Below are 20,990 nucleotides of genomic sequence, written 5' to 3'. Positions count from 1 at the left end.
CTCGCGTCCCATCCAGAGAGCAATCTCAGGGGCTTTGAGTCACCTGCTCTCAGCCCCATCTTGTTGCGCAAAAAAAGCCCTTTTTGTAAATTGCACATTCGCACACCTTTGCGAACTTACAACGTTGGCAGGCCATTCATTATGTCGATCAAAGGACTGGAAAAAGTGCTCCCCAGCGGAGCTGCCTCGCAGGAGGAGTGGGTACAGATGGTTGAGCAACTGCTAGGCGTAGCCAGGAGCCAGGGGTACCTAACTTACAACGACATCCTCGAAGCGCTCCCACAGCCAGAAAACCATGTTGCTGATGTCGATCAGCTCTACGCCGCCCTCCAAGCCGAGGGCATCCGCGTGGTGGAAAACGCCGCCGATGTTGACGCCGACCTGAGCGACAACACAGTGAGCGACGAAGATCTCCTCGCCGAGATCCCCGACTTTACCGATATTGCCCTCGATGACCCCGTACGCATGTATCTCCAGGAGATCGGTCAGGTTCCGCTGCTTTCTGCCGAGCAGGAAGTGACGCTGGCCAAACAGATGGAATCGGGCGACGAGGCTCAGAAAAAACTCGATAGCAACAGCTTTGAAACGCGCCAGGAAGAGTTTATGCTGCGCACCGCGATCGAGCGCGGAAATGACGCGCGGCAGCATCTGATCCAGGCAAACCTGCGACTTGTCGTTTCGATTGCGAAAAAATATACCTCGTATGGCCTTACGATGATGGATCTGGTGCAGGAGGGCAATATCGGCCTGATGCGCGCCGTTGAGAAATTTGACTATACCAAGGGCCATAAATTTTCTACCTATGCCACATGGTGGATCCGCCAGGCGATCACCCGCGCCATTGCAGACCAGAGCCGCACCATCCGCCTGCCCGTGCACATGGGCGAGGCGATCAGCCAGGTGAAGCGCGCCTCGCACAAGCTCCAGCAGGCGATGCAGCGCGAGCCAACCCCCGAGGAGATCGCGTCGGCCATGGGCGTGAACGCCGGCAAGGTGCGCCGCACCCTGGAGGCCTCGATGCACCCGCTCTCGCTTGAGATGCCGGTGGGGCAGGAGGGTGAGGGCCGCATGGGCGACTTCATCGAGGACGACCGCATCTCGGCCCCCGCCGACGCCGCCGCCGCCACCATGCTGCGCGAGCAGATCGAGGAGGTGCTGCAGAAGCTGCCCGAGCGCGAGCGCAAGATCATCCAGCTGCGCTACGGCCTGAAGGATGGCCGCTACCGCACGCTTGAGGAGGTCGGCGTGGAGTTCGGCATCACCCGCGAGCGCATCCGCCAGATCGAGGCGGTGGCCCTGCGCAAGCTGCGCCACCCGCACCTGGGCAAGAAGCTGCGCGGCTACCTCGACTAGAGAAGCCCCAGCGCACGGCTGCGATCTGCATGATCGCGGCTGTGCGCTTTTTTTATGTCATTAGCGAGGGCGCACCTGAACGATCCCTCTGCGCGCGGTCTCTCCAAGATCCGCTATCGAATCTACCAGCTGCGCCGCGCCATCGCCGGGCAGATCAGCTCGGCGGAGCGGGCTGATCTGGTGCGGCGGCTCCGCCCTGCCGAGCGTGCGCTTTTCGAGCGCATGCCGCGCTTCGACCAGCGGCACTGCCTCGATGTCTACCAGACCCTGGTGGCATGCGCACACCGCGACCCGGCGCTGCTGACCGCGGCGCTCATCCATGATACGGGCAAGGTTGACGAGCAGGGGCACGGCATCCCGCTGCTCTACTACGGCCTATTTGTCATACTCAAGCGCGTCGCGCCCGCGCTCTACACCCGCGCCGCCGCGTATGGGCGCGGGCCGCTGCGGCCCTTCGCCACCCACAGCAGCCACGAGCGGCGCAGCGCCCAGCTGGCCGAGGCGGCGGGCTGCGATGCGCAGGTGGTGGCCATCCTGCGCGACTACGCCGAGCACCGGCCCACGCCCGCCGCCGCCGCGCTGGCCTGGGCCGACGACCGCAACTAGCTGAGAGAGCGCCATGCTTATCACCGAGCCGATCGACTACACCTTTCAGGCAGGCAGCTTTGAAGGCCCGCTGGATCTGCTGCTGCGCCTGATCGAGCGCGAGGAGCTGGACATCACCACTATCGCGCTGGCGCAGGTGGCCGACCAGTACCTGGCCCACGTGCGCGGCATGGACGCGCCCAACCCCGCGTCACTCTCGGCCTTCCTGGTGATCGCCGCGCGCCTGCTGCTAATCAAGTCGCGGGCGCTGCTGCCGCGCCCCGCCGCCAAGGCCAGCGGCGAGGCGGTGGACGACGCCGAGGATCTGGTGCGCCAGCTGCGCGAGTACCAGCGCTTCAAGCAGGCCGCCGAGCTGCTGCGCACCCTGCAGGAGAGCGGGCTGCGCAGCTACACGCGCCAGGCCGCCCCCGCGCTGCCCGCGCTGCCCACACCCGACCGCCTGGACGCCACGCTAGGCGACATGCTGTCCGCCATCCAGCGCCGCCTGCAGCTGGTGCTGCCGCTGGACGAGCCGACCGTGGCCGTGCCCGCCCCCAAGATCATCACCGTGCCCGAGATGGCCGCGCGGATCGAGGCCAAGCTGGCCGAGCGCGAGTGGCTCGACTTTGAAGACCTGCTCTCGATCACCACCACGCGGGTGGAGGTGGTGGTGGCGCTGTGGACGGTGCTGGAGCTGCTGAAGCGGCGGGCGATCATGGTCGAGCAGCGCGAGCTGTTCGGGCCGATCATGGTGGGGCGCGGCCAGAACCTGGGGCAAGGCCCCATCCACGAGCTAGGGATCGGCGCGGCCTAGCGGCCCACAGAGGGCAAGGCGGGTATGCGTTCTCGATAGAGCGCCGATTCTTGTACCACCAAGACTCCAAGACACCACGGAAAAGGGAGCCAAGGACCACGAAGGCTCAAAGATTCAAACAATAAAGATACAAGCCTTCGGGCCTTCGCGTCTTCGTGGTAAAAAATCTTCAGTGAGTCAAGAACACAGAGGCGCTGATAGGGCAAAGGGTGGGTATGCCGCTGCAAAAGGCTCTGGTATAATACATGGCTATGGACATCCGCAGGAACAACCCACCGCCAGAGCCGCCGCTCGGCAAGGCCGACGCCTACACCGCCGACCTCGCCCGCGCCCTGCCGCTCGGCGACCTGCTCGCGCTGGGCGGGCACACCAGCGCCGAGATCACGCCCGAGGCGCTGCTGCAGGAGGTGGCCGACGCCATCCACATGGTGCTGGGCTACCCCCAGGTGTGCGTGCGGCTGCGCAACGCCGACACCGACGACCTTGAGGCCTGCGCCTACGCCGGCATCCCGAGCGAGCAGATCGCCAAGCTCAAGCACAAGGCCACCGCGCCCGCCTACTACCAGGCGCTGTTCCAGGCCCGCTTCCGCTACAACGGCCTCTACCACATCCCCGCGCCCTTTGGCGAGGAGGACATGATCGCGCTGAGCCACGACCACGCCGATCTGGTGGGCGACGGCGTGCTGCTGGTGCCGCTGCGCGGGCGCGGCGAGCGCCTGATCGGCGCGATCTACGTGCAGCCCGAGCGCGTGGGCGGGCTGGACCCGGCGCGGCTGCAGCTGCTGGAGGTGCTGGGCAGGCAGGCCAGCCTAGCGCTGGAGAACGCCCGCCTGGCGGGCCGCGCCGCACGCCTGCTGGCCAAGGAGCAGCTGCTGGCCGAGCTTGGCCGCGACGTGGGCAACACGCTCGACCTCGACATCATCCTGGCGCGCACGGTCGAGCGGCTCGGCCTGGCGTTCCACGGCGGCAGCGTGGCCCTGCTGAACAGCGCGGGCGAGCTAGAGATCGTGGCGGCGATCGGCCATATCGACTCCGAGGCCCGCCACGTGCGGCTGGGCGTGGGCCAGGGGATCTGCGGCTGGGTTGCCCAGCACGGCCTGCCCTTCCTCTCCAACGATACGCTAAACGAGCACCGCATCGAGCCAGCCGCCAGCGACATCGGCACCAACCGATTCATCCGCTCGTACATCGCCGTGCCGCTGCGCAGCGGCGGGCAGATCATCGGCACGCTGAACGTCGAGTCCGACCAGGTGCACGCCTTCACCTACGAGGATGTCGACCTGCTGGAGGCGGTGGCGGCCCAGATCGGCGGCCCGATCGCCAGCGCGCGGCTCTACCAAGAGGGCCAGCACCTGGCCGAGCAGGTGGCGCGGCGCAACGAGCAGCTGACCGTGCTCAACGCGATCGCCCGCATCGCCGTCTCCACCCTCGACCTCGAGCGCATCCTCACGGCGGTCACCGCCCAGATCCAGCAGGGCTTCGGCTACTGGCATGTGGAAATGTACACTGTGGATGAGGAGCTGCAGGAGCTGCAGCTGGTGGCCCAGGCGGGCAAACTGGCCCACATCAACGACCACCGCCAGCCCATCCACGAGGGCGCGCTGGGCCAGGCCTTCAACAGCGGCCAGCCGGTGCGCGTGGATGATGTGCAGCTGCAGCCCGACCTGATGCGCTACAGCATGGAGGAGACCCGCGCCGCGCTCTGCGTGCCCATCCGCGTGAGCGGGCGGGTGCTGGCCCTGCTCAACCTGGAGTCACGCCACGTGGCCGCCTTCACGCAGGAGGACATGGCGGTGCTCAAAACCGCCGCCGACGTGCTGGCCAGCGCGATCGAGAACGCGCGGCTCTACCAGCGCGCCCAGGAGGCCGCCGTGCTCGAAGAGCGCAGCCGGATCGCCCGAGACCTGCACGACTCGATCTCGCAGCAGCTCTTCAGCATGACGCTCACCGCCCAGGCCGCCCGCACCCAGGTGGAGAAAAATCCGGCGCGGGCCGCATCGCAGCTTGAGCGCCTGCAGGAGACCGCCAACGCCGCTCTGAAAGAGATGCGCTCGCTGATCTTCCAGCTGCGCCCGCCCGCGCTCAACGAGCAGGGCCTAGTCGCCGCGCTCAAGCAGCACGTGGATGGCCTGCAGCACCGCGAGGGCCTGACCATTAACCTGAGGATCTCCGGCGAGGAGCGCAACACCCGCGGCGTCGAGCAGACAATCTACCGGATCGTGCAGGAGGCGCTGAACAACGTGGTGCGCCACGCCGGGGCGTGCGCCGTGGATGTGGAGCTGGACGCCCAGCCCTATGAGATCACGCTGCGCATCGCCGACGACGGGCGCGGCTTCGACATCCAGCAGGCGGCGCAGGGCGGCGGTCGCCACCTGGGCCTGATCAGCATGCGCGAGCGCGCCGCCGAGCTGAGCGGCATACTCACCATGCGCTCGCAGCCCGGCCAGGGCACCGAGCTGCTGCTGCGCGTGCCCGGCAGACAGCAGAACAACACCTAGCGTTTGGATAAACCGCAAACCGAGGAGCGGCTATGGATAAAATTGGAGTGCTTCTTGTCGATGACCACCGCGTTGTCCGCCAGGGCCTGCGCGATTTTCTGGAGCTACAGGACGATATCGAGGTGGTGGGCGAGGCCTCGAACGGCGAGGAGGGCGTGCAGCTGGCCCGCGACCTGCTGCCCGATGTGGTGCTGCAGGATCTGGTGCTGCCCGGCATCGACGGCGTCGAGGCCACCCGCCAGATCAAGGCGGCCAGCCCCAGCACCCGCGTGATCGTGCTCACATCCTTCGCCGATGGCGACAAGGTCTTCCCCGCCATCAAGGCGGGCGCGATCTCGTACCTGCTGAAGGACGTGCAGCCCGAGGAGCTGGCCCGCGCCATCCGCGCCGCCCAGCGCAACGAGGCTGTGCTGCACCCCGAGGTGGCCAGCAAGCTCATGGCCGAGTTCAACACACCCCGCCCCGCCGAGAACCCCGTCGAGCAGCTGACCGAGCGCGAGATGGACGTGCTGCGCCTGATCGCGCGCGGCAAGAGCAATAAAGAGATTGCCGACACACTGATCATCAGCGAGAAGACGGTGAAGACGCACGTGTCGAATATTCTTTCAAAGCTGCATCTGGCCGACCGCACGCAGGCCGCGATCTACGCGCTGCGCCAGCGGCTGGTCGATTAGCACGCTCTCTAGCCCAACGAGCTGCTGTGAAACGCTTTTTTACCCGACAACCTGCGGCGCTGCTGCTGGCGCTGCTGCTGGCGGCATGCGCTGGCGCGCCAGCGGCACCCACCCCCGCGCCGCCCACCTCGGCTAGCACCGCCACGCCGATCACGGTGGTGCCGCCCACCTTCACGCCGCTGCCCACGGTGACGCCCACGGCCACGGCGACCTTCACGCCGTCGCCCACCAGCACGCCGACAAACACGCCGATTCCCACCGACACGCCCATCCCGACGGCCACCTACACGCCGCTGCCGTCGCTGATGTTCTACCCCTCGCCGCCGCCATCGGATGTGACGCCGACGCTGCCCGCGACGGCCACGCTGACGCCCACGGCCACGCTGGCGGCAACGCCGATCTTGACCGCCACCGCCGCGATCACTGGCACCGCCGAGGTGACAGGCACAGCCACGCTCACGAGCACGCTGACACCCACGCCCTAGCGGCACCACAGCGAGGCCCCCACGCCATAGTGGCGCGGGGACCTCACTGTGGCAGCATGGAATAAGGGTTGGAAATCAGGGAAGCAGCCTATCCCGCCTCTCCAATGCAACTCGGGTGCTGCTCACGCCAACCTCCAGCATGCCGCCCGCGCAGGGCGCACATCCACCTCGCCAAGACAATCGTCATCACTGGTGGAAAATAAGCCCAGGGCGGGCAAAAAATGATCTCCTGCACACTGGTTTGACAAACCGCTTGCGATCTTCTATCATAGATACATTGAGTCTGTAATTAGCACAACGCGATGAAATATTCTCAGGCGACAAACTACGCGCTGCACACCATGCTCTTCTTCGTGGCCCAGCCGCACGGCACCACCACGGGCGTCCAGCAGCTGGCCACGCGCCAGCAGCTCTCGCCCACCTACCTCTCCAAGATCCTCACCAAGCTGGTAAAGGCGGGCCTGATCGAGTCCTCGCCCGGCGTCAACGGCGGCTATCGGCTGGCCAAGAGCCGCGACGAGATCTCTTTCCTCGATGTGATCCACGCGGTCGAGGGGCAGGAGTCGATGTTCCGCTGCGACGCTGGCCTGCACCACGATTCCTGCCTGATCCAGCAGGTGATGGACGAGGCTGAGCAGCAGCTTGAGGAGCACCTGCGCAACCGCAAGCTGGCGTCGCTGGTAGGCAAGGCCGCCGACTGGTTCGCCGAGCGTGAGTAGCACCGCACGGCTTTTTTTTCACGCAATTACAGACAAATAGAGTCTATAATTATCACTATCAGACGGAGGAGTAGGAGATGGAGAGAGTACAGCCTTATGTAGATGGGGCACGCTACGATGTGATCGTGATCGGCGGGGGCGCGGCGGGGCTGAGCGGCGCGCTGGCCCTTGCCCGCTCGCGGCGCGCGGTGCTGGTAGTGGATGGCGGCCAGCCGCGCAATGCCCCGGCCAGCCACATGCACAACTACCTCTCGCGCGACGGCCTGCCGCCTGGCGAGCTGCTGGCTATCGGGCGGGAAGAGGTGGCGGGCTACGGCGGGCAGTTCGTCGCCCAGCAGGTGCGGGGCGTGCGCCGCCTGGATGGCGAGCGGCTGGGCTTCGCGGTGGAGCTGGCCGACGGCGCGGTGGCCCAGGCCCGCCGCCTGCTGGTGGCCACCGGCCTAGTCGACGAGCTGCCCGACATCCCCGGCGTGGCCGAGCGCTGGGGCCGCGACGTGCTGCACTGCCCCTACTGCCACGGCTGGGAGGTGCGCGACCAGGCCATCGGCGTGGTGGCCTCGGGGCCGCAGGCGACACACCAGGCACTGCTGTTCCGCCAGCTGAGCGACGACGTGGCGCTGTTCACCCACACCGCGCCGCCCCTGCCCGACGAGCAGCGCGAGCAGCTGGAGGCGCGCGGCGTGGCGATCATCCCTGGCGAGGTGGCCGCGCTGGAAATCGTGAACGACCGGCTGTCGGGCGTGCGCATGCGCTCGGGCGAGCGTATCGCCCGGCAGGCACTGGTGATCGCGCCGCGCTTCAGTGCGCGGGCGGGGCTGCTGGGCGCGCTGGGGCTGGAGCCGACGCCGCTGGAGATGGGCGGGCACCCCCTGGGCAGCTACATCGCTGCCGATACCACCGGGGCTACGGCGGTGCCCGGGGTGTGGGTGGCGGGCAACGTGGCCGACCCGATGGCGCAGGTGATCACGGCGGCTGCGGCGGGGCTGCGGGTGGGCGCGGTGATCAACGCCGACCTGGTGGCCGAGGAGGCGGCGCAGGCGGTGGCCGAGCGCCGACGCACCTAGCGGCTGGCGCTGTAGGCGGGTAGCGCTGCATTCCCTGGGTGTTATCCGCCTGTAGCGTGGCTGCTTCTGCCTGCAGCGTGGCTGCTTCTGCCTGCAGCGCGGCTGCTTCTGCCTGCAGCGCGGCTGCTTCTGCCTGCAGCGTGGCTGCTTCTGCCTGCAGCGCGGCTGCTTCTGCCTGCAGCGTGGCTGCTTCTGCCTGCAGCGCGGCTGCTTCTGCCTGCAGCGTGGCTGCTTCTGCCTGCAGCGTGGCTGCTTCTGCCTGCAGCGCGGCTGCTTCAGGAAGATAGATCATTTTCGTCTTTTGACGTGTTTCCCATTAGTGATAGCGGTGGTGCTTGGATGGTGGGTGGATGCCCTACGCGGGCGGCGCCTAGGGGCTAGCCCCTAGGAACCCCACGAGGGGGCGTAGCCCCCTTCGAACCCCCAATGTTGGGCGTTCCCGTGCTGATCGCTGGCTGCTTGTGTTTGTGCACATGGCCATCAAAACTATAGCAGCACCTTCGCCGCATGGGCCGGGTGGGGAGGCATCGACGGTGTCGAACATTGCGGTCATCGTGTCGGGGGCGATGACCGCAATGTTCGACACCGGGTGTAAGGGCCGATCTGGTGTCCACGGCATGCATCACGGGCGGGGGCGAGGTGGGTGGTTGGCTGTGGGCGAACACGACATCCGCCCTTACGCCATCGAGGAACCATGGGTAACGACGCACGGGCGGGGCGATGGAGATGATGCGCGCAGCGAGGGGTGCAGGAGGCGGCCCCGCCCATCCAGCGAAGGTGCCACCCGCTGACCGCTGGCCTCCGTGCATATGGCCAGCGGTCAGCGGGTGGCACGGGAAGGCTAAATTTCAACAAAATGGGCTAGGCGAGCTGCTCGTAGAGCGCAAGGGTGCGGCGGGCGGTAGATTCCCAGGTGAAGCTGGCGGCCTGGGCGAGCCCGCGCTGGCGCAGCTGGGCGCGCTGCTCGGGGGATGCCAGCAGATCGTGCAGGGCCTGGGCCAGCGGCTCGGCGGCAAGCGGGCGCACAAGGAGGGCCGCATCGCCCACCACCTCGGGCAGGCTGGAGACTGCGCCGCACACCACCGGCGTGCCGCAGGCCATGGCCTCCAGCGGGGGCAGGCCGAAGCCCTCGTAGCGCGAGGGGAAGGCAAAAACGGCGGCCCCGGCGTAGAGCGCGGGCAGGTCGGCCTCGGCCACACCGCTGAGGAAGCGCACACGCTGGGAAATGCCCAGGCGGGCGGCGGCCTCGCGGGCCTGGGGGTAGCGGGCATCCCAATGCCCGGCCAGCACCAGCGGCGGCGCATCGTCGCCCAGTGTGGCGTAGGATTCCACCAGCAGCGGCAGGTTCTTGTGGGGCTTGTTCGAGCCAACCGCAAGCAGGTAGCCGGGGCGCAGGCCGTAGCGGGCCAGCGCGGCCTCGGCCTGCGGCGGGTCGGGGCAGAAGCGGGCGTCGGCGGCCAGCGGCGTGACGGTGATGCGGCTAGGGTCGATGCCGTAGGCTGCGCACAGGTCGTGGCGGGCGCTGGCCGAGATGGTGATGATGCGGTGCGAGGAGCGGGCGGCCAGCCGCGTGAGCGCCCCGAACAGCAGCCGCGCCCTGGGCGAGACCTCGCGCGGGAAGATGTGCGGGATGGCGTCGTAGAGCGTGGTGACGCTGGGGCAGGGCAGCGGGGCGTAGGGCCGGATGTAGTAGGGCGCGTGGTAGATGTCGGGGCGCAGCCGCCGCAGCAGCGCGGGGATGGCCAGCTGCTCGCCGGGGCGGAACAGCCGCGCATCGGTCGGCACCAGCTCGACGCCGGGCAGCGCGGCCAGGGCGCGCATGTCGTGGCGGGTGTTAGGCAGGGCCGGGCTGTGGATGAGCAGCAGCCGATGGCCCGCGCCCAGCTCGGCCAGGGCGCGGGCCAAGTTGTACACGTAGCGGCCAATGCCGGGGAAGTGATCGGCCACGCAGCGGGCATCCAGGGCGATGCGCATAGGGGCTAGGCCTGCCCGCGCAGCAGCGTATCGATGAAGTTGCGCATGTGCTCGTAGTGCGATCCGCGCCAGTAGATCTGGTCGCAGCTGTCGCACAGGCTGAACTCGCTGTAGTAGGCCGCCGTCTTGGGCGCAAGTCGGTCGAGGATCGACTCTTTGCTGACCGGGCGCAGCAGCCCGTTGCAGCGGATGCAGCGGCGCAGGGTCTCGATCGAGGCCTGCAGGCTGTAGCGCCCCACGATCTCGGCGATCTGGCGCTGCGGGTCGGTCTCGCGCACGAAGTAGCCGAACAGCACGCGCCCGCGCTTCAGCAGGCCACGGTCGCGGGTCAGCAGAATGCGGTTTTCCTCGTCGGCCACCTGGGCCAGCTCGTCGTCGTCGTAGTCGTTGCGGTAGAGCGTGTCGAAGCCGAACATGCGCAGGTAGGATGCCAGCGTGCCCAGGTGGGTGTCCAGCACGAAGCGGCGCGGCGTGGGGATGGGCGGGCGCAGGGGCACATGCGGGATGGATGGGGCCATCGCCAGCGGGTAGACCTCGGCGCGGGTGTCCTCGGTGAGCACGAACTGGAGATCGACCGACTGGCCGCCGACCACCAGTGCCTCGATCTCGGTGTGCGGCACGCCCAGCGACTCGACGACGTCTTTGATCGAGACCTTGCCATCGGACTGGTAGGGGATCTCGGCATTGCGGCGGGCGCGCGGCAGGAAGTCGTTTAGCTCGCCATGGAAGCGCACAGTTGCATGTATCATAGTGGGGGCAGTATAGCAGAATCACGCTCTTTTTTCACGGCGGGGGACCGTTTACCACGAAGGCGCGAAGAGAACCCATTTACCACCAAGGCTCCAAGGCTCCAAGAGAACACACGAGACGAATACCACGAAGACGCGAGGGCGCGAAGGGGGACAATCTAGCTACCTGTAGCGCGGGCCTGCCCAGCGCACCTGCCCTGAGGAGAAGGACTACCGCCAGAGACGCGAATGCTGGAAGCATTGCCTACAGCTCTCTCTTCCCTACTCCCTTGGTGTCTTGGTGGTAAACGTTTAGCCGCGCTGGCGGTACCAGCCCCACACGTAGCCCAGCGCGCTGGCGTAGGAGGCGAGCGCCTTGAGCGGCTTGAAGCCGGGCCGCCACAAGGGCGCGGCGTAGGAGTAGGGCAGGAAGATGTTGGGCAGCACCACGGCGGTGCGCAGCAGCAGGAAGGCCAGGGCGTGCAGCGGGGTGTGGAAGTAGCGCCCGCGCGCGCGGCTGGGGTCGCGCCGCACCTCCTGGGCCGCGCCCACGCCGTAGAGGAACTGCTTGCGCATGAGCTTGGCGAAGCTGGCCGGGGCAGGGTGGTAGGCCCAGCAGCGCGGCACCAGCACGAAGCGGTAGGCCGGGGGCAGCCGCCGCACCCGCACGAAGAACTCGGTGTCCACGCCGCGCAGCAGGCCGTCGTCGAAGCCGCCCGCCTCGTCGAACACGGCGCGGCGCATGGCGCAGCAGGTGGTGGTGATCTCCGAGTAGAACGAGGGCGGGTCGGGGTTGGTCTCCAGCGGTGCCTCGACCACGGGGTGGACCACGCGGGCCACCTCGCGGGCGGCCCAGCGCTGGAAGGGCGGCGCGTCGGGCGGCAGCAGCTTGGACGCGCCGGTGACGCCGATGGTGGGGTCGGCCAGCAGCGGGGCGACCAGCCGCTCGATCACGTGGGGGTCGCCCAGCACGGCGTCGTCGTCGACGAACACGAGGATAGGCGCGCTGGTGCGGGCGACGCCCTGGTTGCGGGCCTTGCCGTTGGGCCGCACGCCCTGCGAGACCACCACCTCGGCGGGCTGCACGGTCTGGGCGCGGATGCTGGCCAGCAGCGGCTCGACCTGGCCATCCAGCGAGGGGATGACGACGGCCACGGCGGGCGGGTTGGGGTTGGCGGGCACGTTCTGTCGCTCTCTAGCTAGCAGGATGGGCGCATTGTACCACAGCGGGGCGGCGGCGAAGGCGCGAAGGGAACCAATTCACCGCCAAGACACCAAGGCTCTAAGGGTACTGTTTACCACGGGCACAAAGGAAAACAGATCGGTCCGGCTGGCTGCGGACTCGATCATGTGGGGGCTATGTGGAGGTCGGTCTGACCTGCTGCGGCTTCGATGATGAGGGTTCCTCTTTTGCGCTGGGTGTGTGCCCTGCGCGGGCGGCGCACAGGGGCCAGCCCTCACATGGTGTCACTTTTGTAGGCGCGGCTTCTGAATGCGACAAAGCGAGCAAGATGGCGTGCCAGACTATACACAAAGGATCACATCTTCCAAAAGCGCTCCCTACGCATCATTCGCGCTAACCCATGATCGCAGCATACCAGCCCACCGCTCCCATGCGGCGAAGGTGCCGGTGATGTTTTGCTGGCCCTATGCACGAACATGAGCTGCTTGATTTCGGCATAGGAATGCTACAAATTGGGGTTCCAAGGGGCGATGCCCCTGGCGGGGTTCCAAGGGCGCGGAGCCCGTGGTGCCGCCCGCACAGGGCATCCACCACCATCCAAGAACACCCACTATTCCACGAAGGCGCACCCTGACGAATCAACGGCAACGCACCTTTTCGTCAAAATGCCTCAGAAAACCATAAAAGTGACACCATGTGAGGGGGCCAGCCCCTGTGAGCCCCGCGAGGGGGCGGTACCTCTCACATGGTGTCACTTTTTCGAGGTGTTTCCCATCAGCGATAGCGGTGGTACGTGTTCGGTGGGTGGATGCCCTACGCGGGCGGCGCACAGGGGCCAGCCCCTGTGAACCCCGCGAGGGGGCGATGCCCCCTTCGAACCCCCAATTTTGAGCGTTCCCGTGCTGAGCGCTGGCCGCTGGTGTTCGTGCATATGGCCATCAAAACTATACCGGCACCTTCGCCGCATGGGCCGGGTGGGTAGGGTTGACTCCATTTCCTGCCCCTTTTGTCCCCTTTGCGCCTTCGTGTCTTGGTGGTAAATCGGTTCTTTCTCCCCTTCGCGCCTTCGAGGTATTGGCCTCTTTCTCCCCTTCGCGCCTTCGTGTCTTCGTGGTTAATAGGTTTTCGTGGTTAGCGCTCGCCCTGTCCGCGCAGCGCGGCGTACATGCCAACCAGCCGCCGCCCGATCTGCGCCCAGTCGTAGTCGCGCTCGGCCACGGCGCGACCGCCCGCGCCGATGTGGGCGCGCAGCTGCGGGTCGGCCAGCAGCCGCACGATGGCGGCGGCGAAGGCCTCGGGGGTCTCGGCGAACAGCGCGCTCTCGCCGTGGGCCAGGGCGATGCCCTCGGCGGCCAGCGCGGTGGTGACCACAGGCACGCCGCAGGCCAGCGCCTCCAGCAGCTTGATGCGCACCCCGCTGCCCCAGAAGATCGGGGCCACCACCGCACTGGCGCTGGCGTAGAGCGGGCGTAGGTCGTCCACCGTGCCGGGCACGCGCACGTCGGCGGCGGCCAGGGCCTGGATGGCGGGGGAGGGCGCGCGACCGGCCAGCGTGAGGCGGGCGGCGGGGCAGGCGCGGCGCACCAGCGGCCAGACCTCGCGGGCCAGCCACAGCGCGCCCTCGGCGTTGGGCGGGTGGGCGTAGTTGCCCACGAACAGCACCTCGCCCTCGCGCTGCGGGCTGAAGCAGGGCGGCCACGCGCCCAGGTCGATGCCCGAGGGCACATAGGCCACCGGCAGGCGCGGCAGCCAGCGGCGCAGCGCGGCGGCGTCCACCTCGCTGAGGGTCAGCACCAGGTCGCACCAGCGCAGCGCGCGCAGCTCGTACTGCCACAGGCTCAGCGCCCCCGCGAAACGCCGCATGCGCAGCAGCATGTCGCGCTCCTGGCGGGCGCGGCGCAGCTGGGCTAGGAAGGCCACGTTGTGCGCGGTGCAGACGGCCAAGGCCCCGGCGGCGCGGGCCAGCGGCGCGTACTGGGCCATGGTGCTGAACTCCAGCTGCACCACATCCGGCGGCGCGTCCCGCCAGCGCTCGCGCAGAAATGCGGCCAGGGCGGGCGAGCGGTCCTGGCGGGCGGCGGGCGGGTCGGCGGGGGATGCGGGCCGCAGGCCAGGGGCCGCGCCACGCCCGCGCGGGAAGGCCCGCGCGTCGGCGCACCACTGGGCCATCGGCCCCCAGCGCACCTCGGCGGGCGCATCGGCCAGGGTGTAGAGCGACAGATCGTAGGCGTGGGCCAGCTGCCGCGAGAGCTGGAAGATATGCGCGGTGCCGCCAGCGTGGGGCGGGTTGGGCGGGAAGGGGGTGAGCAGCGTCAGGCTTGGCATCTAGCAGACCACCCCGTACTCATCGCGCAGGCGGGCGTCGATCTCGGGCGCGATCTGGGCCAGCGACGCGCCATTGCGGTCGCGGGCGTTCAGCAGCAGCCGCGTGACGCCGTGGTAGTGGCGCACCGGCAGCGGGTCGAACGCGGCGGAGAGATCGGCGAAGGTGTAGCCGCGCCCCAGCAGGTGCTGGTAGATCTCGGCGGCGGTGTCGTACATCACATAGGCTGGCTTTTTGCCGCCAAAGTCGCGGCGGAACACATCCAGCCAGGACAGGCGCAGGCGGCGCACCAGCGGCAGGCGGAAGCGCTTGATCAGCAGGCGCGAGATCAGCGGCGAGGGCGGGAACTCGTTCAGCTCGACGCGGGCGCGGAACGACAGGCCGCTGGCCAGCGCCTCGCGCATGGCGGCCACATCCAGCAGCGTCAGCGGCACCCACGGGCGCTCCTCGTACCACGCGAAGGGCTGGCGCTGGGCGGTCATCCACACGCCGCACTGGATGCTGCCGCTGCCCATGGCGCGCTCGGCCTGGGCCGCCGCGCACATCTGGCGCACCAGCTCGGCATCCAGCAGCTCTAGGTCGGAGTCGATCAGCAGCACGCGGCGGGCGGGGATGTGCTGGAACAGCCAGTTCAGCGTGTCGCCGTGGGCCTTGAGCGGGGCCGACAGCATTTCGAAGCGATGCTGGCTCATGAGCGCGCTGAAGTGCGCCCAGCTACCGTCGGTCGACTCGCAGTCGATCAGCAGCACGGGCATGCCCGCGTAGCGCAGCGCGCTGAGCAGGGCCAGGGTGGCCACCGCCCGCGTGTTCACATTGATGATCACGGCCTGAAACGCGGCGGGCGGCAGGTCGGCAAGCGAGGCGAGATGCATAGGCTAGTCGAAGACCACAGTCTTGTTGGCGAACACCACGATGCGGTGCTCGGTGTGCCAGCGCACGGCCCGCGCCAGCACTAGATTCTCCAGGTCGCGGCCCTTGCGCACTAGATCCTCGACCTGGTTGCGGTGGGTCACGCGGGCCACATCTTGCTCGATAATCGGCCCCTCGTCAAGCTCGTCGGTCACATAGTGGCTGGTCGCGCCGATCAGCTTCACGCCGCGCTCGAAGGCCCGCTGGTAGGGCCTGGCCCCGCTGAACGCCGGCAGAAACGAGTGGTGCACGTTGATGATCCGGCGTGTGTAGCGCGCCACGAACTCGGGCGAGAGGATCTGCATGTAGCGGGCCAGCACGATCAGGTCGACGCCGTGCTCATCCAGCAGGGCCTGCTGGCGCGCCTCGGCCTCGGCCTTGGTCTGGGCCGTCACCGGGATGTGGAAGAACGGCACGCGGTAGAAGGTGGCCAGCTCCTCGCCCTCGCGCGAGTTGCCGATGATCAGCGGGATGCTGCAGTTCAGCTCGCCGCTGTGGGCGCGGTAGAGCAGATCGGCCAGGCAGTGGGTGTAGCGCGAGACGAACAGGGCCATGCGGGTGGGCTGGCTCGACCGCGCGAGCCGCCAGCGCATCTGGAAGCGCTCGGCCAGCGGCGCGAACTGGGCGGGGAAGGCGTCCAGATCCAGCGCGAAGTCATCCAGCGCCCACTCGACGCGCATAAAAAACAGGTCGAGCGCGGCATCCTGGTGCTGGTCGGCGTGCAGGATGTTGGCGTTGTGGCTGTAGAGAAAGTCGGCCACGCCCGCGACGATGCCCTTGCGGTCGGGGCAGGAGATAAGCAGGATTGCGGAGTCGCTCATGAGAAACCCTTCTAAACACAATCGTGTGCCTCTGGCGGCCAGCGCGCGCTGGCCGCCAGAGGCACCTCGGTTCGATCGAGCCGTTCAGCGCAGCTACGCGCTCAGGCGGGCCACCACCGCAGCGCCCACCTCGGTGGTGCTGTAGCTCTTGGCCCCTGGCGCGGCCACATCGCCCGTCACCACGCCATCGGCCAGCACGGCGTTGACAGCATCCTCCACCGCCTTGGCCTCGGCCTCCAGCCCCAGCGAGTAGCGCAGCAGCAGCGCGGTGCTGAGGATGGTGGCCAGCGGGTTGGCGATGCCCTTGCCCGCGATGTCGGGGGCCGAGCCGTGGATCGGCTCGTAGAGGCCCATGGCCGTCTCGCTGCCGTCGGCCCCGGTGCGCTTACCCGAGCCGAGCGAGGCCGAGGGCAGCATGCCCATCGACCCGGCCAGCATGGATGCCTCGTCGGTCAGGATGTCGCCGAACATGTTCTCGGTGACGATCACGTCGAAACTGGCCGGGCGGCTGATCAGGTACATCGCGCAGGCATCCACCAGGATGTGGTCGAGCTGCACATCCGGGTACTCCTCGCGCATCACGCGGGTGGTCACGCTGCGCCACAGGCGCGAGGTCTCCATCACGTTGGCCTTATCGACCGAGGTGAGCTTGCCGCGCCGCGCGCGGGCCATCTCGGCGGCGGCGCGCACCACGCGCTCGATCTCGGCGGTGGTGTACACGCAGGCATCCAGCGCCGACTCGCTGCCGTCGGGCAGCTGCTCGCGGCGCTTCTCGCCAAAGTAGCTGCCGCCGGTCAGCTCGCGCACCACCAGCATGTCCACGCCCGCCAGGCGCTCGGGGCGCAGCGGCGATGCGGCCACTAGCTCGGGGCGGATGGCCACCGGGCGCAGGTTGGCAAACAGGCCCAGGGCCTTGCGGATGCCCAGCAGGCCCTGCTCGGGGCGCACCTTGGCGTTGGGGTCATCCCACTTGGGGCCGCCCACCGCGCCCAGCAGCACCGCGTCGGCGGCCTGGCAGAGCGCCACGGTCTCGGCGGGCAGCGCGGTGCCCTGGGCATCGATGGCGCAGCCGCCGATCAGGGCGCTCTGGGTCTCGAAGGCATGGCCGAAGCGGGCCGCCACGGCATCCAGCACCCGCACGCCCTCGGCAACCACCTCGGGGCCGATGCCGTCGCCGGGGAGAAGTGCAATATTCGCATGCATAGTGTCGCTCGATTCTCACAAAGGGCCGCGCCGCAGCGCGGGCAAAAAAGAAGGGCGCAGCGCGCCCACAGATCACTCGGCCTTCTTGTCCTCGTCGTGCTTGTGGTTCTGCGCGAGGAAGTAGGTCAGCGCGCCGATCATCAGGGCGATGGCCGCGCCGTAGCCCAGCAGGTCGCGCGAGCCATCCCACGAGACCACCTGGCCCAGGAACAGCACGCCCAGCACCACCACCACCACGCCGATCAGCTTGCTCTTCAGGTCGTCCAGATCGTGGATGACCAGCCAGGATGGCAGCAGCGGCAGCTTGTCGTCGATGAACAGCTCGTAGAGGCCCGCCGCCGTGATATAGAGCACCGTGGCCAGCAGGAACAGGTCGGCCAGCTCGATGCAGGCCAGGATCAGCTTCTTGGCCTCGCCCGAGGCGATGGCGGATGTGAGCAGGGCGCTCAGCAGGTGGTACGTCTCGTACGCACCGAAGATCAGCAGCGCCAGCGCGGCGGCGAACAGGCAGATCACTGCCACGATCAGCAGGTAGCGGCTCGCCCCAACAACCCGACCAACCATAGACTCATGTTGCTCCTCGGCATCACGAAGGCCCGCAGGGTCGCCCCTGGGGCCTCCGCGCGGCCATAGCTGCTAGGCCACCGTCTGCACGCGTGGCGTCCGGGCGGACTCAAACTCGCTGATCGCGGAGTCCTCGTTCAGCAGGAAGCCCATCTGGTCCACGCCGTGCACCAGGCAGTGCTTGGCGAAGGGGTCGATCGGGAACTTCACGGTCTGGCCGCCGGGCAGCACCAGCGCCTGGTTGGGGATGTCCACCACCACTGTGGTGCTGGGGTCTTCCTCGAACAGGCTGAACAGCTGGTAGAGCGTGTCCTCATCGACCACGATCGGCACCAGGCCGTTCTTCAGCGCGTTGGACTTGAAGATGTCGGCGAAGAAGGTGCTGACCACAGCCTTGAAGCCATAGCCGGTGAGCGCCCACGGCGCGTGCTCGCGCGAGGAGCCGCAGCCGAAGTTGTTGCCCGCGATCAGCACCTGCGCGCCCTGCACATCGGGGCGGTTCAGCACGAAGTCGGGCTTGGGCGTGCCGTCGGCGTTGTAGCGCCAGTCGGAGAACAGGCCGTCGCCCAGGCCAGCCTTGTTGGTGGTCTTCAGGAAGCGGGCGGGGATGATCTGGTCGGTGTCGATGTCGCTCACCGGCAGCGCCGCGATCTTCGCCTCAAACGTCGTGATAGATTCCATATGTCTACTCCCAGCGCCCAGGGCGCAGTTCAAACTAGCTCAGAAGCTCGCGCGGGTCGGTCACAGCGCCGTTGATCGCCGAGGCGACCGCCGTCACCGGGCTGGCCAGGAAGGTGCGGCTGCCGGGGCCTTGGCGGCCCTCGAAGTTGCGGTTCGAGGTCGAGACGCAGTACTCGCCCGAGGGCACCATGTCGCCGTTCATGGCCAGGCAGGCGCTGCAGCCAGCCTCGCGCCACTCGGCACCGGCCTCGCGGAAGATCTCGTGCAGGCCCTCGGCCTCGGCCTGGCGCTTGACCTGCTGTGAGCCGGGCACCACCATCATGCGCACGCCGCTAGCCACCTTGTGGCCCTTAAGCAGCTTGGCGGCCTCGCGCAGGTCGCTGATGCGCGAGTTGGTGCACGAGCCGAGGAAGACCATGTTGATCTTCTGGCCCAGCAGCTTCTGGCCCTGCTGCAGGCCCATGTAGCGCAGCGCCTTATCCAGGCCGGTGCGCTGGGCCGGGTCGCTCAGCTCCTCCACCGTGGGGATACTGCCGGTGATCGGCATGCCCATGCCGGGGTTGGTGCCGTAGGTAATCATGGGCGTCAGCTCGTTGGCGTCGATCACCACCTGGGCATCGTAGGTCGCGCCCGGGTCGGATGGCAGCGTGCGCCAGTAGGCCACGGCCTTCTCCCACTCCTCGCCCTGGGGGGCGAAGGGGCGGCCCTTCACGTACTCGATGGTGGTCTCGTCGGGGGCGATCAGGCCCGCGCGCGCGCCGCCCTCGATCGACATGTTGCAGATCGTCAGGCGCTCCTCCATCGAGAGGGCGCGGATGGCCTCGCCGGTGTACTCGAACACGTAGCCGGTGCCGCCGCCCACGCCGATCTTGGCGATGATCGCCAGGATGATGTCCTTGGCCGTTACGCCCTTGGCCAGCCGCCCGTCCACGCGGATCTCCATAGTCTTGGGCTTCGACTGAATGAGGCACTGGGTGGCCAGCACGTGCGCCACCTCGGAAGTGCCGATGCCGAAGGCCAGCGCGCCGAACGCGCCGTGGGTGGAGGTGTGCGAGTCGCCGCAGACAATGGTCATGCCCGGCTGAGTCAGGCCCTGCTCCGGCCCGATCACATGCACGATGCCCTGGTTCTGGGTGCCCAGCTTGTACAGCGGGATGCCGAACTCCTGGCAGTTGCGCTCCAGCTGCTCCAGCTGGGCCGCGCCCTGCGCATCCAGCACGGGGATGATACCCTGGGCGTTGCGCGGCGTGGTCGGCGTCGAGTGGTCCATGGTGGCCATGGTCTGCGAGGGGCGGCGCACCTTCAGGCCGCGCGCGCGCAGCTCGGTGAAGGCCTGGGGCGAGGTGACCTCGTGGATGAGGTGCAGGTCGATATAGAGCACCGCCGGGGTCTCGGCTGTCTGCGCCCGGACGGTGTGGGCATCCCATATCTTCTCGAAGAGGGTGCGAGGTGCGGTCATGGTTCGATTCTCCCGTTGTTTGTTATACGTAGTCCAGCCAGCCCCAGCGGTCCTCGGTCTCGCCGCTGAACAGGCCAAAGAAGGCCTGCTGCAGGGCGGTGGTGATCGGGCCGCGCTTGCCCGCGCCGATGGTCACGCCATCGACCGAGCGGATGGGCGAGATCTCGGCGGCGGTGCCGGTGAAGAACAGCTCGTCGGCCAGGTAGAGCAGCTCGCGCGGCAGGTTCTGCTCGCGCACCTCGTAGCCAAGGTGCTTGGCCAGGGTCAGCACGCTGTCGCGGGTGATGCCGGGCAGCGTGGCCGCCGTGATCGGCGGGGTGTAGATGATACCGTCGCGGATGAGGAACAGGTTCTCGCCCGAGCCTTCGGAGATCATGCCGTTGATGTCGAGCGAGATGCCCTCGCTGTAGCCGTTGCGCACGGCCTCCATCACGATCAGCTGCGACGAGAGGTAGTTGCCGCCTGCCTTGGCCATCGTGGGGATGGTGTTGGGGGCCAGCCGCGTCCACGACGAGACGCCCACATCCACGCCGTTCTCCAGCGCCTCCTCGCCCAGGTACGCGCCCCACTCCACCGCCGCCACCATCACCTCGACGGGGTTCTTCAGCGGGAACACGCCCACCTCGCCGTAGCCGCGCCAGATCAGCGGGCGCAGGTAGGCGCTCTTCAGGCCGTTCTCGCGCACCACCGTCTTGCAGGCCTCGTTGATCTGGTCCTGCGTGAAGGCTGGCTCCATGCGGTAGATCTTGGCCGAGTCGAACAGGCGGCGGGTGTGCGGCTTCAGCCGAAAGATCGCCGGGCCGCTGGGGGTGCTGTAGGCCCGCACGCCCTCGAACACCGAGGAGCCGTAGTGCAGCGCGTGGGTCATCACGTGCACTGTGGCCTGCTCCCAGGGCACCAGCGAGCCATTGAACCAGATATACTTGGTCGCATTCATCGGCATAGTTCAGTCT

The 20,990-nt window shown here is 67.8% G+C and carries 19 protein-coding genes; 8 read left to right on the top strand and 11 right to left on the bottom strand.

Annotated elements, in window-relative coordinates; genetic code table 11:
• The first annotated feature begins 207 nt into the window (after positions 1-207).
• From rpoD to F8S13_18910, 8 genes are all read left to right on the top strand, one after another.
• Positions 208-1,353: an RNA polymerase sigma factor RpoD gene (rpoD, locus tag F8S13_18945; protein ID KAB8141484.1), complete on the top strand. Its 1,146-nt coding sequence runs from the start codon at positions 208-210 to the stop codon at positions 1,351-1,353.
• Between the two features lie 54 nt (positions 1,354-1,407).
• Positions 1,408-1,959, top strand: coding sequence for a hypothetical protein (locus tag F8S13_18940; GenBank protein KAB8141483.1), 552 nt, complete (start codon positions 1,408-1,410; stop codon positions 1,957-1,959).
• 13 nt (positions 1,960-1,972) lie between these two features.
• The gene (locus F8S13_18935) at positions 1,973-2,752 is read left to right on the top strand and encodes a segregation/condensation protein A (protein ID KAB8141482.1); all 780 of its coding nucleotides are present in this window, start codon (positions 1,973-1,975) and stop codon (positions 2,750-2,752) included.
• A 251-nt stretch (positions 2,753-3,003) separates the two neighbouring features.
• Positions 3,004-5,250 (top strand): GAF domain-containing protein, encoded by a 2,247-nt coding sequence (locus tag F8S13_18930; GenBank protein KAB8141560.1) that lies wholly within the window; start codon positions 3,004-3,006, stop codon positions 5,248-5,250.
• A gap of 32 nt (positions 5,251-5,282) precedes the next feature.
• Positions 5,283-5,924, top strand: a complete 642-nt coding sequence (locus F8S13_18925) for a response regulator transcription factor (GenBank protein KAB8141481.1) — start codon at positions 5,283-5,285, stop codon at positions 5,922-5,924.
• Between the two features lie 26 nt (positions 5,925-5,950).
• Positions 5,951-6,409, top strand: a complete 459-nt coding sequence (locus tag F8S13_18920; protein KAB8141480.1) for a hypothetical protein — start codon at positions 5,951-5,953, stop codon at positions 6,407-6,409.
• 302 nt (positions 6,410-6,711) lie between these two features.
• Complete coding sequence (locus F8S13_18915; protein ID KAB8141479.1) at positions 6,712-7,128, top strand: Rrf2 family transcriptional regulator; 417 nt, start codon at positions 6,712-6,714, stop codon at positions 7,126-7,128.
• 77 nt (positions 7,129-7,205) lie between these two features.
• Entirely contained in the window at positions 7,206-8,192 is a 987-nt protein-coding gene (locus tag F8S13_18910) for an NAD(P)/FAD-dependent oxidoreductase (GenBank protein ID KAB8141478.1), read from the top strand.
• A gap of 861 nt (positions 8,193-9,053) precedes the next feature.
• Here the strand turns inward: F8S13_18910 and F8S13_18905 are convergent.
• The 11 genes from F8S13_18905 to F8S13_18855 form a co-directional block, all read right to left on the bottom strand.
• Positions 9,054-10,166, bottom strand: coding sequence for a glycosyltransferase family 4 protein (locus F8S13_18905; GenBank protein KAB8141477.1), 1,113 nt, complete (start codon positions 10,164-10,166; stop codon positions 9,054-9,056).
• 5 nt (positions 10,167-10,171) lie between these two features.
• Positions 10,172-10,915 (bottom strand): twitching motility protein PilT, encoded by a 744-nt coding sequence (locus F8S13_18900; protein ID KAB8141476.1) that lies wholly within the window; start codon positions 10,913-10,915, stop codon positions 10,172-10,174.
• A 291-nt stretch (positions 10,916-11,206) separates the two neighbouring features.
• Positions 11,207-12,154 (bottom strand): glycosyltransferase, encoded by a 948-nt coding sequence (locus tag F8S13_18895; GenBank protein ID KAB8141475.1) that lies wholly within the window; start codon positions 12,152-12,154, stop codon positions 11,207-11,209.
• A gap of 1,054 nt (positions 12,155-13,208) precedes the next feature.
• Positions 13,209-14,402, bottom strand: coding sequence for a glycosyltransferase (locus F8S13_18890; protein ID KAB8141474.1), 1,194 nt, complete (start codon positions 14,400-14,402; stop codon positions 13,209-13,211).
• Positions 14,403-15,272, bottom strand: a complete 870-nt coding sequence (locus tag F8S13_18885; protein KAB8141473.1) for a hypothetical protein — start codon at positions 15,270-15,272, stop codon at positions 14,403-14,405.
• A gap of 3 nt (positions 15,273-15,275) precedes the next feature.
• A complete protein-coding gene (purU, locus tag F8S13_18880) occupies positions 15,276-16,130 on the bottom strand; it encodes a formyltetrahydrofolate deformylase (GenBank protein ID KAB8141472.1) in 855 nt (284 codons plus the stop codon).
• Positions 16,131-16,223: 93 nt separating this feature from the next.
• Positions 16,224-17,333, bottom strand: a complete 1,110-nt coding sequence (gene leuB, locus F8S13_18875) for a 3-isopropylmalate dehydrogenase (protein KAB8141471.1) — start codon at positions 17,331-17,333, stop codon at positions 16,224-16,226.
• 72 nt (positions 17,334-17,405) lie between these two features.
• Positions 17,406-17,897: a YqhA family protein gene (locus F8S13_18870; protein ID KAB8141470.1), complete on the bottom strand. Its 492-nt coding sequence runs from the start codon at positions 17,895-17,897 to the stop codon at positions 17,406-17,408.
• Positions 17,898-17,969: 72 nt separating this feature from the next.
• Positions 17,970-18,578 (bottom strand): 3-isopropylmalate dehydratase small subunit, encoded by a 609-nt coding sequence (gene leuD, locus F8S13_18865; GenBank protein ID KAB8141469.1) that lies wholly within the window; start codon positions 18,576-18,578, stop codon positions 17,970-17,972.
• A gap of 34 nt (positions 18,579-18,612) precedes the next feature.
• Positions 18,613-20,037, bottom strand: coding sequence for a 3-isopropylmalate dehydratase large subunit (gene leuC / locus F8S13_18860; protein ID KAB8141468.1), 1,425 nt, complete (start codon positions 20,035-20,037; stop codon positions 18,613-18,615).
• A 22-nt stretch (positions 20,038-20,059) separates the two neighbouring features.
• A complete protein-coding gene (locus tag F8S13_18855) occupies positions 20,060-20,980 on the bottom strand; it encodes a branched-chain amino acid transaminase (GenBank protein KAB8141467.1) in 921 nt (306 codons plus the stop codon).
• Positions 20,981-20,990: the final 10 nt, after the last annotated feature.

It is taken from the genome of Chloroflexia bacterium SDU3-3, assembly GCA_009268125.1.
Classification (GTDB): domain Bacteria; phylum Chloroflexota; class Chloroflexia; order Chloroflexales; family Roseiflexaceae; genus SDU3-3.
The sequence above is the reverse complement of the archived record's forward strand: the minus strand, read 5'-3'. Positions and strand labels throughout refer to the sequence as shown.